A 17,171-nucleotide genomic window follows, 5' to 3' on the forward strand; every position below is an offset into this window, starting at 1 on the left:
GATGTTTTTATCCCCACAACAGCTGGTAAAGAGAGGGAGGTGGGAATTATGAAGCTGATATCGGAGTTCTGGAAAGAGGAAGATGCGGTGGGTGTTGTGGAAGTGATTCTGATTCTCGTTGTGCTGATCGGACTCGTACTAATCTTTAAAAAGCAGCTTGTGAGTCTGGTCAACAGTCTGATGGAGAAGGTCACAAACCAGAGCAACACCGTATAAACGGGAAAATGTCCAATACGGAACTCCAAAGAAAAATTTAGAAGCCGGTACGGACCTATATGTCATTTGCATATCTGTGTCTCGGTATATCCTTTATCCGATCCACGGCATCTAAAGTTCGAAAAAGTAAAAGTAAAGTGGAAGGAGCTGTATCCCATGAGGGAAACAGAAAGACAGAAAGATGGGCAGCCGGAAGCATAACAGCATATTTGTGTCTCGTTCTGATACTGATGCTTTCCCTGATTTCCGGGACAATTGCGTCGGTGCGAAATGCCCATGCACGGGTGATGACGGCCTGCGCAATGGAACAGGGACTGTATTCTCTGTTTGCCGGGTATGACAGAACACTGCTGGGACAGTACGAGCTGTTTTTTTATAACGGCGGGGATAAGAGCGGTGTCTGGAAACCTGAAACCATGAGCAGAAAAGTCGCAGAAACTGCGGGAGAAGTTCTGTCCCCCACTGCATCGGGGATGGGAATTCTATCAGGCAGTTTATCTGGCGGACAGGTTACAGAAGTTTATCTCGGCGGCTATCGTCTTGCGACAGACGAGGAGGGAAGTGCTTTCTCCCGTCAGATCTGTGAGGCAATGAAAGCCAGCCTTGGAACTTATGGAATACAGCAGCTTTCCCAGAAATTAAGAGGAGAACAGGAAACCTTGAAACGTCAGGAGGACGGACAGAGCGGTTACGAGGAAGAGGAGGTTTTAAAACAGTATGAAGAATCCAAACAGCCAGAAGAGGGAACAGAAAAAACAGAAGGTGAAGGAGAATCTGGAAACGGCACGCCTTCGGAACCGGATCAGAAGCAGCCGGTACCGGAAGATTTTGTGAATCCGATTGAGGTCATTCAAAAAGTAATGAAAATGGGAATTTTAGGACTGGTCCTCCCGGAAGGGCAGGCACTGTCGCAGGGGGAAACGGGTGTATCGTTTCTTGCATCAAAACGGGAGCTGCAGAGCGGGTTTGGCATGGCAGAGTGTGGAAAAGAACTGAGCTTTGTGGATAAGATGCTTTCGTCCGAATATATTCTGTGGAAATTTCCGTGCTTTACCAGCAAGGAGAAGAAGGAAGGGCTGCAGTGCCAGGTGGAATATGTGCTCTGCGGAAAAAACAGTGACCAGGATAATCTGGCGGGAACCGTGAACCGTCTGCTGGCGCTGCGGGAGGCGGCAAATCTGGTGTATCTGGCGAAAGATGCGCAGAAGCAGGGCGAGATGGAAGCAATGGCGGGGGTAATTGCCGCGTCATTTGGAGTTCCGGCGGCGATGCCGGTTGTGAAAATGGCACTTGCCGTGTGCTGGGCATTTGCAGAAAGCATTCTGGATCTGCGGGAACTGCTGGATGGTGGAAAAGTAGCACTGTTCAAAACGGCAGAATCGTGGCAGCTTTCTCTGGAACAGCTTCCGAAACTGCTGGAAACAGGGGATCAGAGCAGAAAAAATGCACCGGGCGGCATGGAGTATTCCGATTATCTGCGGCTGCTTTTGATGCAGAAATCGGGAAAAGCGGTAACGTTTGGAGCGATGGATCTGGTGGAATACAATATGCGGACAGAACAGCAGCAGCCGGGTTTCCGACTGGATTGCTGTGTCGATGAACTGGAAGCCGGTTTTACGGCGGTAATTGGGAAACGAGAGTATGAGATTACGAGAAATTATGGATATGAGATGCAGGGAGCAGCCTGAAAAATGGGATGACTCCGGCAGGGATACAAAAGGGTGTTCTTCTGAACGGCACATTTATTTCTGGAACCTTATCAAAAAACTTATCCACTCTTCCGGGAATTTTTATAAATCCGGATCAGGAGAGCAGCCTTTTGTAAAACGAAAATGGAACAGGGCAAGCCTGACGGTGGAAGCTTCACTGGCACTTCCTGTCTTTCTGATCGCGGTTCTTGTGTTATTAAAAATCGTGGATCTTTACCGGCTGCATGGAATGCTGACGGTATCTCTGCAGGAGTCCGCGCGGTATCTTTCCGTCTGTGCCTACGCGGTGGATGAGACGGGAAAAGAAACGTATGAAATACCGGAAACGGCCGCGTGCATTGCTTATGCAGAAGCAAAGATTCCAAAAGAAATCCGCGAAAATGGAATGGTGACACTGGCAGGAAGCCGTGTGAAAAATGGATGGCTGGAACTGAAAGCGATTTACTGGCCGAAAATGGGAAACCGCCTCGTTCCGGTGCGGAACCGGGGAATTGCAGCGTGTGCGAAAGTGCATCTGTTCTGCGGAAAGACAGAAGAGGAGGCGGATGAAGAAGAGGGCGAAGCAAAACAGATGGTGTGGGTGACTGAGAACGGCAGTGTGTATCATACCGATTCGTCGTGCAGTCATATCAATCTTTCGATCCAGGTTTCCTCACCGGGTGCGCTTGCGTGGAAACGGAATCAGGATGGAGAAAAATATAAGGAATGCGAACAGTGCGTGGGAAATGGCGCTGCGGGTGCGGAAGTTTACTATACGAAATACGGAAACCGGTATCATAACAGTCTTTCCTGCAAAGGGCTGAAACGTAAAGTAAAACTTGTAGCACTGGAACAGACGGATGGACTGCCGCAGTGCTCGAAATGCGCGAAAAAGGCGGCGTAAGAAAGCCGGATATGAGCAGAGCAGGTGTCTTCTTTCCGGGTGAGACCGGAAAGAAGGACGGTAAACAGAAACTCGGATTTGCGGAAAGGAGGCCGCGGCTGTGTATCAGGAAGAAGTAAAGAGTGCAATTATATTGCTGTATCTTGGGATTCTTGCCGGGATGGATGTGAGGAAACGGCAGATCAGCCTTGTCCTGACCGGTGTTTTATTCCTTGCAGGCATTGGATGGCAGATTCTGGTGGAACAGACATCGTGGCTGGAATGGCTGCTGTCCCTGCTGCCGGGAGCAGGATTTCTGACGCTCAGTTATATATCACGGGAACAGGTGGGATACGGGGACGGCCTTCTGCTTCTGACGGTTGGAATCTGGCTGGGATTTGGGCAGACGTTCGGCGTTCTGACGCTGGGACTCATTCTCTGTTCGGTACTCTGCGGAGTTCTTCTGATGCGGAAGAAAATACGGAAACAGGATTCTATACGCTGGTGCCGTTTCTGCTGCTTGGATTTGTGGGGAGGTGCGGAATGCTTTGAAAGTGAAAATGAGAAAAGCAAGTATTACGGTAGAGGCAGTTCTGGTCGTGCCGCTTGTTCTGATGGTGATTTTTCTTCTGCTGTCGCTGACATTTTTTGTGCACGCACGGAGCTGGTATACATTTGCGGCATATGAAAGCACAATGCTTGCCGCCAGTGAAGGCCGCCTGTCTGTGGAAAAAGGAGAGGCAGCCGCCCAAAGCCGGATGGAATGGTGGATTTCCCAGATACCGCTTCCGGCTGAACCGGTGACCGTACAGACGGTGTGCAGAGAAAAAGAGATTCAGATAAAAGCAGAAGGAAACATTCTGCCAATCTGGAGCCGGAACGCGTGGGAATATTCGGTTTTGAGTGAAATCAGGAGAAACAATCCGGTGAAAACGATCCGGAAGATACGGGCAGTAAAACAGATCTGGAACCAGAAGTAAGGACGGAAGCGGAGAAATGCAGATTGATTATAAAAGAGATTTGAACCATACGTATGTTATTTTACAGGAGGAAAAAGAGCCGGACACGGCGTCGTATCAGATCCGTATGCTGCTGACAAACGCAATCCCAGGGCTTTTGGACTGCAAAATCGGGAAAATGGATGATAAAACATTGTTTTACTATGAGGTGACATCAAGGCAGTCACTTCAGAGTGTGTTTGAACAGCGCTCGATTGGGGCGGAGGCGCTGCGGAAACTGTTTGAACAGCTGCTGGATCTTCTCGAAGAACTGGGGCAGTACCTGCTTGCACCGGACGGCCTCGTTCTGCAGCCGGAGCTGGTTTTTGCAGATGCAAATCTGGAGAACTTTTCCTTCTGTTATCTGCCGGGAAAGCAGGGACACACAGGCTGTTTTCAGAAGCAGATCCGGGAGCTGATGGAATATCTGCTGCCGAAGCTGGATCACCAGGAGCAGGATGCGGTGGTACTCGGGTATGGACTGTATCGGGAGATTTCGGCGGAGATCTTTTCGGTTGAGATGATTCAGGCACTCTTATATCAGACAGGGAAAGAGAAGAAAGAAACGACGGAGCAGGAGGGAAAAGAGCGTCCCAGGGAAGAAAATCCGCCTGTACAGATGGAGGAAACACTTTGGGAAGAACAAGAAGTGGAAGCGGCGGAAAATTTTTTTGTGGAAGCGGAGGAAGAAAAGGATGAGGGACGCTGGAAAAATATTGTGGAAGCAGTGATCTGCATCGGATTTCTGGGAGGTGTGCTGGCACTGCGGTGGACACAGGCCGAAACTGTTTGGTATCTGGTGCTGGGAGGAGCGGCGGCTGTTGTGGGAATTGTAAGTCTGGCATTGGAACTTGCCAGCCGATGGAAAAAGCGGCAGTCGGGAACAGAAACAGGAAGCTATGGGAAGGCCGCAGGAATCCGGAAACAAGGAGAAACAGGAGATGTATTTTCGGAATATCAGAATCGGAAGGGCTTAAAACAGAAAGATGGAACATGGAATCCGCAAAGCGATACAGAACAGCAGGGATGGAGAAGGGATTCCTCAGTCGAAAAAGAGAAAACATGGGAAAAGAATGAAGAACAGGAAAACAGAAAGATGCACAGCCTGATGGAATTGGAGGGGCATGAAGAGGATCTGTTTGGAAAAACGGAACTGCTGACCAGCCCGGAGGATGAGGGAAGGGCATATCTGATTCCGATAGATCCGATTGATCTTCCGCTGATTCCGATTGAACGCGGAAGCACATTGATTGGAAAACTGTCAGCGGCGGCAGATGTAATTCTGCCATACCGTACGGTAAGCCGCCTTCACGCAAAGCTGGTCAGTACAGAAGAGGGAGATTATCTGCTGGATCTGAATTCGCGGAACGGAACAACGGTGAATGGCGTTCCATTGATGGGCGAGACAAAAAAGAAGCTGGAGGATGGAGACGATATCTCATTTGCCGGGAAGAAATACCGGTATAAGGCGGGAGAGAAAAACAGAAATTAGAGAAAAATGACGCATTACACTTTTTCGATTTGGAGAAAGTGCTGGATGCGTTATTTTTAATATGCCAGAATGATCGAAGAAAAAAGTTATGCGAATGAAACAAAAATATTATAGAAAAGAAAATTATGCATAAAATTAAAAAAAGAAATAATGTAAAAAATAATGTCATAAAACGTCGAAAGCCGTCGTGAAGCGTCAATAATTGTCGAAAAACGTTTATCAAAAAAGAAAAAAATTTGACGATTTCTTGCATTTACAAGTGAATTAAATTATAATAAAAAAATAGCACAGATAAGGAAATGATGTAATGGAAGAACAAAGGAAAAACAGTTACGATCCGAACGAAGATATCGTGGACCGTATGTGGAAGAGGTCAAAAAACAGCATCAATCTGGTCATCGTCGTATGCAATATTCTGGTATTCCTTGCAGTCACACTGACCGGAGGGACAGAGAGCTCCAGACATATGATGGACTGCGGTGCGGCGTATGCGCCGCTGATTGAGAGCGGAGAATACTATCGCCTGTTTACGAGTATGTTTCTTCACTTTGGCATCCAGCATCTGATCAACAACATGCTGCTTCTTTTGTTCCTTGGGGATTACCTGGAACGCGCAGTTGGAAAGATCCGTTATCTGGTCATCTATCTGGGCGGCGGACTCGTCGGAAATCTGTGCTCGTATCTGCATGAACTGTCCCTGATGAAAACAGGGGAAGCACCGGCAGTTTCCGCCGGCGCTTCGGGAGCGATTTTTTCTGCTGTCGGAGCGATGCTTGTTCTTCTGGCATTTCGGAAAGGAAGGCTGGAGGATCTCACCTTCCGGAGGATGGCCGTCATGGCTGTCCTTTCGCTGCTGGTCGGATTCCAGTCTTCAAATGTGGACAACTTCGCACACATCGGCGGTTTTCTGGCAGGTGCAGTCCTGATGGCGGTTCTCTATCCGGGAATGGCAAGGATCAGGAAAAGGGGAAAACGACCGTAAAGGTGCTTCCTTCCCCGGGAACGGAAGAAACGGAAATCATGCCGTCGTGTGCGGTTACAATTTCCTTGCAGATGGCAAGTCCAAGGCCGGTTCCGTTTTTCTTATGTGTGACAAAAAGGTCAAAGAGAGTCGGCAGATCCTCGGCGGGGATTCCGCAGCCAGTGTCCTGCACACGGATGGTCAGAAAGTCACCGTCGAAACAGAGAGAGATTTTGATCGTTCCGCCGGAAGGCATTGCTTCCGCCGCATTTCGGATCAGGTTCAGAAAAAGCTGACGAAATTGCGTGGTATCAAGGGCAAAGCGCGGAATGGCAGATTCCTTGACAAGTTCAATGGAAACCTGTTGTTTTTCGAGGAGAACGCCGGTATCGGCACAGAGATTCTGGAGCAGAAGATAAGGATTCACGTAAGCGCGTACCGCCCGATATGAATGATTATAGCAGGAGAGCTCATCGAGCAGGGAGTTCAGAAAAGCCATATTTTCCTGGATTTTCTGAAAATAGAGATCGTTGGAAAGCTCCGGATGCGCTAAAAGAAGAAGCTGATGAAAGCTGTGGATAACCGCAACAGGATTTCGAACCTCATGTGAAATCCGGGAAATCATAGCGTGACATTCTTCCGATAAGCCCTGTGAATTGGTTGTTGGTTCTTTTGACATAGCCGTATCCTCCTTATGATGCGTAGGTAATGATTTTTGATTAGGCAAAAGTTTAGCATTGAAAAGGGGGAGCGCGCAACAAAAAGCGTTCTGCATTATTTGACATTTTTCGACAAATAGTGAGAAAATAGAGTTGTTCGGAACCGTGCAGAACGGGATTCGGAACAACAGAAGAATTAAAAAAAGTAAAGGAGAAAAAGATCATGGATTGTATTTTTTGTAAATTAGCAAACGGAGAAATTCCAACCGCGACATTGTATGAGGACGATGAGTTCCGTGTCATTCTGGATCAGGGACCGGCAACGAAAGGACATGCGCTGATTCTTCCAAAACAGCATTTTGCAAACATTTATGAAATTCCGGATGAAACCGCAGCGAAAGCAATGATTCTCGGCAAAAAAATGGCGACGGCCATGACGAAAGCGCTTCATTCTGATGGCTTCAATCTGGTACAGAACAATGGTGAGGCAGCAGGACAGACGGTATTCCACTTCCATATGCATCTGATTCCAAGATATGAAGGTGACAATGCCGGTATTGCTGCATGGAAGCAGGGAACTCTCGAGGATGCGGTAAAAGAGCAGATCATTGAGAGCGTGACGGCAGAGCTGAAGGCCTGAGAAAAGGCTGGCAGCAGCCAGAAAAAGAATCAATGACAGACGAACAGGGGCGGAGAACAATGGACAAAAATAACTTTTCAGAAATATATAAAAAGTATGTAATGACAGCCTATTCAGCCGCAATGCAGGTGGTGCACAATGAAGCCGATGCGGATGATATCGCACAGGAAACGATGGTGAAACTGTACCTGAATATTGATGCGCTGGATGAAGACAGAGTAGAAGGCTGGGTCCGTGTCGCTGCAAAGAATCTGGGAATTGATTATCAAAGAAAAACACAACGTTTTGACTGGAACGAACTGGATGAGGATCTTCGGGCGGAAGAGATGGAACTTCCGACGCTTGCAGAGGAAGAAAAGCAGGAGAGAAATCATTTTTTTCAGGAAGTGATGGATGCACTGAAAGATCATGATGAATCGGGTTATTATATTACGCGTGAAATCAAGGTGCATGAGCGTTCGGAAAAGGAAGTAGCATCCGAAATGGGTATCACCATCGGAAATCTGCGGGTGAAAATGACCCGGACGAAAAAATGGCTTTGCCAGCACTTTGCTGACAAAGCCAGAGAAAGGGGATTTCTGTAGTTACTATTTGCGTTCGCATTCCTGGATCAGGGAAAGGATGCGGCCGATGGAATCGGTGTGGCTGCTCTTCTTCATCGCATTGATGTAGGTCTGACGGTTTTCGTAAACCTCACGGATTGCGGACTGAAGAGTCTGCGCATTCACGGATTCTTCTTCCAGAACTTTACTGTAACCCTGACGCTCAAAGGAACGCGCATTTAAAATCTGGTCTCCGCGGCTGGCATTGGCAGAAAGCGGAATCAGAATGTTTGGTTTTGCCAGAGCACTGATTTCGCAGATCGCATTTGCGCCGGCGCGGGAGATGATCAGATCTGCTGCGGCGAAGAGATCCGGGAGCTCATCTTTGATGTACTCGAACTGAACGTAACCTTCGGTACCATTTAAGGATGCATCCAGTTTATCTTTACCGCAGAGATGAATCACCTGGAAATCTTTCAGAAGTTCTGGTAAAATAGAACGGACCGCATGATTGACAGCGACGGAACCGAGGCTTCCTCCGATGACGAGAATAACCGGTTTTGCGGCATTGAATCCGCAGAACTTCAGGCCTTCCCGTGCATCGCCGGACAGCAGTTCCTGGCGGATTGGCGTTCCGGTCAGAACGGCTTTGTTTTCCGGGAGACATTTAACGGTTTCCGGGAAATTACAGCAGACCTTTGCAGCGGACGGAATACACAGCTTATTTGCCAAGCCAGGCGTCATATCCGATTCATGGATGAGCGCCGGGACTTTACATGCTTTGGCGGCAAGGACAACCGGTACCGAAACGAAGCCGCCTTTGGAGAAGACAACGTTTGGTTTCAGCTTTTTGAGCAGTTTTTTTGCTTCAAAGTAGCCTTTTACGACGCGGAATGGATCGGAAAAGTTTTTCGGATCGAAGTAGCGGCGCAGCTTTCCGGATGAAATTCCGTAATACGGAATGCCGAGATCTTCGATCAGCTTGCGCTCCATACCGTCGTAGGAACCGATATAAGAGATTTTATAACCTGCTTCCTTTAATTTTGGAATCAGGGCAATATTCGGGGTAACATGGCCGGCGGTACCTCCGCCTGTCAGAACAATATGCTTCATGAGAATTCCTCCCTGGAATTTGATAATATCATTTGGCTTTTATTATCCCCTCAAGAAGAAAAAAAGTCAAGAGCGGTTACAACATGGAAAATGCCGAGGAACGGAAGAAGATGAAAAAGATAGAAAAAGAAGAACAGCTGAAAAAGAAACTGGAGCAGACGATGGAAGAAAAAATGGCTGCGGATTCGAAAACGGTGGAAGGGGAATCGGCAGTTGTAAAGGCAGAGGAAGGAAACACAGCAACAGAACAGGAGGCTGCGCCTGCGCTTTCAGAGGAAGAACTGAACGCAATGTACGAGCGCTTCCAGCAGCGCCTCCAGAAGGAAGGACTCGCGGACGCAGATGGAAAGCCGACAGAAAAAACACTGGAGATCCGCCGCCAGATCGTGGAGAGAAAGGTGGAACGCGAGAAGCAGGCGGAGAGACAGAAGAAGAGTGCAAAGAGAGCGAAAACAACAAAACACTGGGTACGGACGGCAAAGGCGGCGGGTGTTGTGTTGGTTGTGGGGGCTTGCGTTTTTGGAGCTAGTATGACGAGCGAGGCGAATCGGATTCGGTTGGTGGAGACAGTGCATGGCGTTTGGAATGCTGGAGATGCAACTGGAATAAATAATGGTGAAGATAGAGAATATTCTGCGGGAAGTTTGGATGAAGCACAGAAACAGATTCGAGATACATTGCATATTGCGGTTCCAGAATTTTATTATATTCCAACTGGAATGAAATATAGTAATGCAGTAGTATCAAAAGAAACACAAATGGCTGTGATTAAGTATAAGTATAATGGATATTCAGTATATTTTCATTTGGCAGCAAACGAAAAAGATTTATCGCAAGGAAGCTGGAAAGATAGTCAACAGATAAAAGTTGAAACGTTGGATGAAGAGATTAATGTTGAGATGGGAAACTTATTAGAAAATAATGAAGAATATCATTATGCAACATGGAAATATAAGGACGCGTATTATCAATTAGGTGGAAATATTGAAACAGAGGAAATAGTAAAAATTTTAAATGAAATGCAGTATAACATGTAATTTTTCCTAAATATGTGCGTATATAGTATAAGTGATGAAGACGAGAGAAAGAGGGTATATGAAAAGACGTATTAGTTTAAAGAGTATGTTTCTCTGCGCTATAATGATTTTTACAATGACATTTAATATGGTAAATGTGCAGGCGGAATCGTTAGATTATTTGGGAAGTACTGTAGATGGGTCTTTGTTAACAAATGATAATGAATCCTTAGGAACGTATAAAAGTATTGCAAGAAGTACATATTTGTTAGAAGGATTTGTAAGAATTACGAATAATGGAAATGGCTATGTTGGAATATTTGGCGGAACAGAATGTAATGTTACTTGCAATACAGTAAAGCTGAATATTTATTTGGAGCGTTCAAGCGGTGATGGAAATTTTTATAGTTACAAAAAATGGGAAAATGTAGATTACAATACGGACTCTTTATATATGAGTAAGGAAGTAAAGGTAGAAAAAGGTTATTATTATCGTTTAAGAGGCTATCATTCGTGTAAGAAAAATGGTGTTACTGAGAATGGGGGAAGTAGAACTGACGGTATTTACATTGGCTAATTAAATCTTTACAAAACCTTTGCAGTTGTAACTGAAAAAACAGAAATGATTTTTAACCTAGTAGTTTGCAACTCCCTCACCCCTTAAAAATTTCGGGGCCAGTCCCCTATAGAAACCTTATAACAATGAATATATTAAGACGAAAACGCAGATCTTTCAGGATTTTCAACGCGTCGAAATTCCTTTTTCCAACCACAACACAGATCTGAGTCATCATGTGTTACTATGTTCAGCGTGTGAGTGATCATACGGAACATCGGCTGGCCCCGATAAGTGAGGCATCGGTATTACTGCAGGAATACCGGTGCCTCTTTTCTATGCACTTCCGGCGGCCGATGCCCATAATTGAACAAAAATATCAAGATTGTTGTGCAATCTGCCTTAAAATTCCGTTGGAATCTGCCAGGTATTATGCTATAATAATCAAAAAAGAGAGAATAAGCATAAAATACAAAAGGAATTTCAGATTATTTTCGCGGACAACGCGTCAAAGACCATGCTGGCATGGGAACTTGACGACTGCTGGCCGCGATAACGGGCCAAACGCATAACGCGTGATTTGACCCGCAGTGACAACATTTTGTCCCCGAACAAACACGGGAGAACAGGAGGCATCTTATGCGTCTTACATTTCTTGGAGCAACACATGAAGTGACGGGCAGTTGTTATTATCTGGAGGCTGCCGGGAAGAAGTTTTTAGTGGACTGCGGTATGGAGCAGGGACCGAATATTTATGAAAACAAGCCGATTCCGGTTCCGGCATCCCAGCTTGATTTTGTATTGATCACGCACGCGCACATCGATCACACCGGAAATCTGCCGCTGCTGTATGCGCATGGCTTCCGCGGCCCAATCTATATGACTCCGGCGACGGTAGCGCTTTCGGACATCATGCTCCGTGACAGCGCACACATTCAGCTTGCCGAGGCCGAGTGGCGGAACCGCAAGAACCGCCGGGCGGGAAAAGAAGATTACGTCACACCATACACAATGGAGGACGCCCTCGGCGTGATCCGTCTGCTGGAAGGCATTCCGTATCATCAGCGTGTGACACTATCGGACGGCATTCAGATCCGTTTTCTCGATGCCGGTCATCTGCTCGGCTCCGCATCCATTGAGCTGTGGCTGACAGAGGACGGTGTGACGAAAAAACTGCTCTTCTCCGGCGATATCGGAAATATCCATCAGCCGCTGATCAACGACCCGGAGTACCCGGAGAGCGCCGATTACGTGATTATGGAATCCACCTACGGCGATCGCAGCCACGGACCGAAACCGGATTACGTGCCGGAACTGGCAAAAATCATTCAGGAAACGCTCGACCGCGGCGGCAACCTCGTGATCCCGTCGTTCGCTGTCGGCAGAACGCAGGAGATGCTGTACTTTATTCGTGAAATTAAGGCAGAACATCTGGTTCACGGTCACGGCGAATTCCCGGTTTACGTGGACAGTCCGCTTGCCGTTGAGGCAACCAATATTTTCCGCGATCACCAGAAAGAGTGCTACGATTCCGATGCTGCAGCGCTCCTTGCGCAGGGCATTAACCCGATTCTGTTTCCGGGCTTAAAGCTCTCGATTACATCCGATGAATCGAAAGCCATCAACTTCAACGAAACCCCGAAGGTCATTATCTCCGCGAGCGGCATGTGCGATGCGGGACGAATCAAGCATCATCTGAAACACAACCTCTGGCGGCAGGAGAGCACGGTTCTTTTCGTCGGCTATCAGGCCGTCGGCACACTGGGACGGGCGCTGATCGGAGGCGCGAAGGAAGTGAAATTGTTCCAGGAAGAGGTTCATGTGAACGCGCACATCATCCAGTTCCCGGGTATGAGCGGCCACGCAGATCAGGAAGGACTGCTCAAATGGGCGGGCAGTCTGCAGGCAAAACCGGACCGCGTTTTCGTAACGCACGGCGAAGATAAAGTGACGGAAATTTTTGCAGAAAAACTGTGGGACGAATTCCGCTACCAGGCGATGGCTCCGTTCTCCGGCACGGTATTTGACCTGAAAGAAAATGAATTCATCGAAAAAACCGTCGGCATTCCGATCCAGAAGGAAACAACGGCAAACGCAGGAACACTGCGCACGAGAAGCAGCGGAAATGCCGTCTTCGATCGTCTCGTTGCGGCTGGTCAGCGGCTGCTCACCGTCATTACAAGAAACAAAGGCGGTGCTAACAAAGACCTTTCGAAATTTGCCGATCAGATCAACAGTCTCTGCGACAAATGGGACAGATAAAGCAGTCCGGTGGCTGGAAGAAAGACTGTGCTATTAATATAGAAGAAAAACTGGAAGAAAGCAGACGGCAGGGAAGCTGTGCTGCATCAGAAAAGAAAAAACAGAAGTGGATAAATTACAAACTCCCCGGGGTGAGCATTCCCCGGGGAGGTATTATAATAAAAAAGAGCAAGCGTAAAAAAAGTTATTTCTGGATAGCCTGTTCCAGTGCTTTTGCAAGCTGGTCTGGACATGATGTTCCGCGTCCGTTGCAGTCGATGCCTTTCATGCGGGAGATGGCTTCGTTTACGTCCATGCCCTCAACGAGTCTTGCAACACCCTGTGTGTTTCCGTTGCATCCGCCTACGAACTGTACGTTGTGTACTTTACCGTCTTCTACCTCAAACAGAATTTTTCTGGAACAGGTACCTTTTGTTGTATATTCCATCGATAAGATCCTCCTTTGTGAATAAAAAATTAGAACATTATCGTGAACTTCAGCCACGATAATTCTTCGGTTCCTGCTATTATACCATAGATTACGAAAACAGCAAAGAAAAAAGATACCACAGATCCAAAATTTATTGTATACTGTAACAGGAATTACAAAGAAACCAGAAGGAAAAGAAAATGGACTCCCGGAGTTTTCCGTTCTTACTTTAGCGGCTGACCGCTGACAAAAATGATTTCATAAAAGCAAGAACAGAAAGAATCGGAGAGTACATGTAAAGTTATTGGAGGATATCATAAACATGAAGTTAATTGGAATTATCGGTGCAATGGAAGTTGAAGTTGCAAGCTTAAAGGAAATGATGACGGACGTTACAATCCGCACGAAGGCATCCATGGAGTTCAACCACGGTTACCTGAACGGAAAAGAAGTGGTTGTTGTGCGCAGCGGAATCGGTAAAGTAAACGCCGGTATCTGCACGCAGATTCTTGTGGATGATTACGGCGTGGACTGTGTCATCAACACCGGAATTGCAGGCTCCCTGCGGAATGAAATTAACATCGGCGATATCGTCATCTCGACCGATGCTGTTCAGCACGACATGGATGTGCGCATCTTCGGATACCCGCTCGGCGAGATTCCGCAGATGGGCGTTTTGAGCTTCCCGGCAGACGAGCACCTCGCAGAGGTGGCAGAGGAAGTCTGCAAGGAAGTCAATCCGGAAATCCAGGTATTCCGCGGACGCGTGGTCAGCGGTGACCAGTTTATTTCCAGCAAAGAAGTGAAAAACCATCTGATCGAGGAATTCAACGGTTCCTGCGCCGAGATGGAGGGCGCTGCGATTGCGCAGGGCGCTTATCTGAACAAGATTCCATACGTCGTACTCCGCGCCATCTCCGACAAAGCAGACGACAGCGCAACAATGGACTACCCGACCTTTGAGAGCGAGGCAGCCCGCCACTGTGTTAACCTGCTGCAGGAAATGGTAAAACGCCTGTAATCTAAAAAAAGCAAGAAGAAAAAATCGACAAACGAGTAGGCGAAAACCAGCGAAACCACGCGAACCGGCACGAAAGCAGTCCCCTGAAAGAACGAAAAATAAAAATTCACGCGAAAAAGCACAGAATCACAAAGAATTTGACGAACGTTTTTTGTTTCCAAAATTTTCCGGCGGTGCTATACTGTGGCACATCGGAGGAGGAGACGTCCTTCTGTCCGATATGCCAGCGGAAGAATCCTGTGCGCGCAAATTCTGCCGCGGCATCCGCCGATGCACCGCAACGGAAGCACCGGCATATGATCATGACAGGCAAATTCAAAAATCATCAGGGGGAATAAGAATGCTGGAGTTTTGTGTGAAACAAAATGTGTTCTTATACGCAATGATAGCAGCAGGAATCGCCGGTGTGTGGTGCCTGTTCTGGAATAACCGTTTCTACACCCGGGCCATCCGCGATCTCGGAAGGCTGAAGGAACCAAAGTCGAAATGGACCAGGTCGGTGCTGGAAACGTGTCAGAGAAAAGCGCATCCCTTTTCGAATGCCGGGGCGTTTATGCGCAGCCAGATTGCACAGGGCAGGTCAGCGGGAATGGCAGTCCCGACGCTTCTGCGCGGAAGCCAGAATATGATCCTCACGGTTCTGGCGCTGTCGATTCTTTCGCTGTGGGCGATCTACCGATACCGTTATGGAGAGGCGGAGCTGATGCGCTACCTCGGAACGGGCACCGCGCTCGCCGGAGGCCTTGTCTTTTTCCGGCTCTGTCTGGATTTCGGCGGAAAAGAGGAAATTCTGCTGAACGGCTGGACAGACTATCTGGAAAATGAGTTTGCAGCGACGAAACAGAGTGCGGTGCTGGAAACCGTACAGCAGACCGAACGGCAGCCGGTGCAGGCGGAAGCCATGGCACAGGCGGGAACCGGAGCGGCGAAAACAAAAGCGCAGACTGCGGGAAGCGAGTCCGCCAAAGAGCGGAACGAACTGTTCGCAGATCCGGAAAAAGAAGCGAGGATTTCGAAAGTCAGGGAGGGCATCCGCCAGACCGCCGCGGCCGAGAGCAGGTTTGCCGGAATGCTGACGCCCGAGGAAGAGAAGCTGATGAGGGAGATTATCAGCGAATACGTGTAAATACCAGGGGATCAGGCCGGGTAGCATGGCATATCGACATGACCATATTTCCGAATCGGCAGTCCGCAGGTATCTAAGATAAAAATATTTCAGGCAGTGCCGTCTTTCAAAACAGACAGGCGGCACTGCTTTCCCGGATAAAGCAGAATCATCATCTGCAAAAGGAGGAACCAACATGAGACTTGTAATTCTTGAGGCAGAGTCACTGGGAAAGGACATGGATCTGTCCGGCTTTTCCCGTTTTGGGGAAGTGACAGTATATGAAAAAACAACGGAGGAGGAATGCCCGGAGCGTGTGCGGGAGGCGGATATCGTCATCTGCAACAAGGTGCGCATGTGCAGCCGCACCCTGTCCGGCGCGGAGAACCTGAAACTGATCTGCGTCACCGCAACCGGCATCAACAACATCGATCTCGATTATGTGAAGCGCCACAACATCGCCGTGACGAACGTCGCCGGCTATTCCACCGTCAGCGTGGCCCAGCACACCTTTGCGATGTACTTCTATCTGGCAGAAAAACTCCGTTATTACGATGATTACGTAAAAAACGGCAGCTACGCCGCCAGCAGTCTTTTCACCTGCATGGACAGACCGTTCACCGAGCTGGAGGGCAAGACGTGGGGCATCATCGGCCTTGGCGCGATCGGCAGAAAAGTGGCTTCGATTGCACAGGCATTCGGCTGCCGTGTGATCTATTACTCCACCTCTGGTGCACACGACGATCCGGACTACGAGCGGGTCGATCTCTATCGTCTGCTGAAGGATTCTGATGTGGTTTCCATCCACGCCCCGTTAAATGAGGCGACCGAGAACCTGATGAATATCGAAACGTTTGCCAACATGAAGCGGAACGCAATTCTGATCAACGTCGGCCGCGGCTCGATCGTGAATGAGCGTGACCTCTGCTGTGCCTTGCGCGAGGGCCTGATCGCCGGAGCAGCGCTCGATGTACTTTCCAGCGAGCCGATCCGCAGTGACAGTCCGTTGCTGAAAATGGCGGACGACGACCGCCTGTACATCACGCCGCACATCGCCTGGGCATCGAAGGAAGCCCGCACGCGCCTGATCGGACTGGCGCAGAAAAATATTGCTTCGTACCTGGAAGGCGGCATGGAAAACCGCATGGTATAAAAGGGATACAAATCCAGGGACAAAATACATAAAAAGAGCCGGACATCCGACGGAACCGCAGAGGGGACTGTAAGAACAGCCGCTCCCAAGTTCCGCCGGATGCCCGGCTTTTGCATTTGCTTTATTCGCTGCAAAAACGAGAGAACATTATTCCTCTGTAATCTGAATTTCCAGATAATCAAACTCCAGCGATTCAATAAAATTATCCTGTGTGAACCGCGTGTTCGATCTCCGTTTAAACTCCGAAATATTCGTATCGAGCCAGATCGGCTTCGCCAGATCCAGGCATCACAGATTTCATCGAGCGCACGGAAGACCTTGTGCGTTCTGGTATCTTCATCGTCGATGCAGACGGTAAGATCCTGAAGAATATGATTGTTTTCCACTAATTTTCCCCACATCTGAAACATATTAAAAATCCTCCTGAAAAGTACAAAGTAAACAGTGCATTTGGAAC

General features: G+C 48.1%; 18 protein-coding genes and 1 pseudogene. 15 read left to right on the forward strand and 4 right to left on the reverse strand.

The features are described 5' to 3' along the window. Positions 1–48 precede the first annotated feature (48 nt). The 7 genes from DXA55_RS06860 (at position 49) to DXA55_RS06890 (ending at position 6,259) form a co-directional block, all read left to right on the forward strand. Complete coding sequence (locus tag DXA55_RS06860) at positions 49–216, forward strand: Flp1 family type IVb pilin (RefSeq protein WP_022461946.1); 168 nt, start codon at positions 49–51, stop codon at positions 214–216. Between the two features lie 137 nt (positions 217–353). Further along, on the forward strand, positions 354–1,904 hold the full coding sequence (locus DXA55_RS06865; RefSeq protein WP_117813472.1) for a DUF5702 domain-containing protein: 1,551 nt from the start codon (positions 354–356) through the stop codon (positions 1,902–1,904). Positions 1,905–2,070: 166 nt separating this feature from the next. Then, positions 2,071–2,808 (forward strand): hypothetical protein, encoded by a 738-nt coding sequence (locus tag DXA55_RS06870; RefSeq protein WP_147326115.1) that lies wholly within the window; start codon positions 2,071–2,073, stop codon positions 2,806–2,808. Between the two features lie 100 nt (positions 2,809–2,908). Next, the gene (locus DXA55_RS06875) at positions 2,909–3,475 is read left to right on the forward strand and encodes a prepilin peptidase (RefSeq protein WP_117813474.1); all 567 of its coding nucleotides are present in this window, start codon (positions 2,909–2,911) and stop codon (positions 3,473–3,475) included. Next, positions 3,402–3,767, forward strand: a complete 366-nt coding sequence (locus DXA55_RS06880; protein ID WP_330427110.1) for a hypothetical protein — start codon at positions 3,402–3,404, stop codon at positions 3,765–3,767. Before DXA55_RS06875 ends, DXA55_RS06880 begins: the two co-directional genes overlap by 74 nt. A 16-nt stretch (positions 3,768–3,783) precedes the next feature. Then, on the forward strand, positions 3,784–5,277 hold the full coding sequence (locus DXA55_RS06885) for a DUF6382 domain-containing protein (protein ID WP_117761925.1): 1,494 nt from the start codon (positions 3,784–3,786) through the stop codon (positions 5,275–5,277). 307 nt (positions 5,278–5,584) lie between these two features. Further along, positions 5,585–6,259, forward strand: a complete 675-nt coding sequence (locus DXA55_RS06890; RefSeq protein ID WP_226906363.1) for a rhomboid family intramembrane serine protease — start codon at positions 5,585–5,587, stop codon at positions 6,257–6,259. Here the strand turns inward: DXA55_RS06890 and DXA55_RS06895 are convergent. Beyond that, complete coding sequence (locus DXA55_RS06895; protein WP_158565049.1) at positions 6,234–6,917, reverse strand: two-component system sensor histidine kinase NtrB; 684 nt, start codon at positions 6,915–6,917, stop codon at positions 6,234–6,236. The two genes, DXA55_RS06890 and DXA55_RS06895, sit on opposite strands and share 26 nt — an antisense overlap. A 203-nt stretch (positions 6,918–7,120) precedes the next feature. On the opposite strand from DXA55_RS06895, the gene DXA55_RS06900 reads away from it, so the two are divergent. Both DXA55_RS06900 and DXA55_RS06905 read left to right on the forward strand, forming a co-directional pair. After that, positions 7,121–7,537, forward strand: coding sequence for an HIT family protein (locus tag DXA55_RS06900; protein WP_172680766.1), 417 nt, complete (start codon positions 7,121–7,123; stop codon positions 7,535–7,537). A 59-nt stretch (positions 7,538–7,596) separates the two neighbouring features. Then, complete coding sequence (locus DXA55_RS06905; protein WP_158568377.1) at positions 7,597–8,121, forward strand: RNA polymerase sigma factor; 525 nt, start codon at positions 7,597–7,599, stop codon at positions 8,119–8,121. 3 nt (positions 8,122–8,124) lie between these two features. Here DXA55_RS06905 and DXA55_RS06910 read toward each other — a convergent pair whose 3' ends face one another. Beyond that, positions 8,125–9,192, reverse strand: coding sequence for an undecaprenyldiphospho-muramoylpentapeptide beta-N-acetylglucosaminyltransferase (locus DXA55_RS06910; protein WP_055219136.1), 1,068 nt, complete (start codon positions 9,190–9,192; stop codon positions 8,125–8,127). Positions 9,193–9,275: 83 nt separating this feature from the next. Between DXA55_RS06910 and DXA55_RS06915 the strand changes: the two genes are divergently transcribed. The 3 genes from DXA55_RS06915 (at position 9,276) to DXA55_RS06925 (ending at position 13,026) form a co-directional block, all read left to right on the forward strand. Beyond that, the gene (locus tag DXA55_RS06915; protein WP_117813479.1) at positions 9,276–10,229 is read left to right on the forward strand and encodes a DUF4367 domain-containing protein; all 954 of its coding nucleotides are present in this window, start codon (positions 9,276–9,278) and stop codon (positions 10,227–10,229) included. A 58-nt stretch (positions 10,230–10,287) separates the two neighbouring features. Beyond that, entirely contained in the window at positions 10,288–10,785 is a 498-nt protein-coding gene (locus DXA55_RS06920; RefSeq protein WP_117813481.1) for a DUF6147 family protein, read from the forward strand. A gap of 618 nt (positions 10,786–11,403) precedes the next feature. After that, positions 11,404–13,026 carry an MBL fold metallo-hydrolase RNA specificity domain-containing protein gene (locus DXA55_RS06925; RefSeq protein WP_117813483.1) on the forward strand — a complete coding sequence of 541 codons (1,623 nt, stop codon included), beginning with the start codon at positions 11,404–11,406 and terminating at the stop codon, positions 13,024–13,026. Between the two features lie 184 nt (positions 13,027–13,210). Here the strand turns inward: DXA55_RS06925 and DXA55_RS06930 are convergent, their stop codons facing one another. Next, positions 13,211–13,453 carry a TIGR03905 family TSCPD domain-containing protein gene (locus DXA55_RS06930; protein WP_022461364.1) on the reverse strand — a complete coding sequence of 81 codons (243 nt, stop codon included), beginning with the start codon at positions 13,451–13,453 and terminating at the stop codon, positions 13,211–13,213. A 304-nt stretch (positions 13,454–13,757) separates the two neighbouring features. Here DXA55_RS06930 and DXA55_RS06935 point away from each other — a divergent pair, with 304 nt between their 5' ends. From DXA55_RS06935 to DXA55_RS06950, 3 genes are all read left to right on the forward strand, one after another. After that, entirely contained in the window at positions 13,758–14,456 is a 699-nt protein-coding gene (locus DXA55_RS06935; protein WP_022461363.1) for a 5'-methylthioadenosine/adenosylhomocysteine nucleosidase, read from the forward strand. Between the two features lie 340 nt (positions 14,457–14,796). Then, the gene (locus tag DXA55_RS06945; protein WP_117813487.1) at positions 14,797–15,582 is read left to right on the forward strand and encodes a hypothetical protein; all 786 of its coding nucleotides are present in this window, start codon (positions 14,797–14,799) and stop codon (positions 15,580–15,582) included. A 175-nt stretch (positions 15,583–15,757) separates the two neighbouring features. Next, positions 15,758–16,714, forward strand: coding sequence for a D-2-hydroxyacid dehydrogenase (locus DXA55_RS06950; RefSeq protein WP_117813489.1), 957 nt, complete (start codon positions 15,758–15,760; stop codon positions 16,712–16,714). Positions 16,715–16,861: 147 nt separating this feature from the next. Here the strand turns inward: DXA55_RS06950 and DXA55_RS19215 are convergent. Beyond that, a pseudogene (locus DXA55_RS19215) lies at positions 16,862–17,124 on the reverse strand (hypothetical protein). Between the last annotated feature and the right edge of the window lie 47 nt (positions 17,125–17,171).

Source organism: Blautia sp. OF03-13 (assembly GCF_003460685.1).
GTDB lineage: Bacteria > Bacillota > Clostridia > Lachnospirales > Lachnospiraceae > Fusicatenibacter > Fusicatenibacter saccharivorans.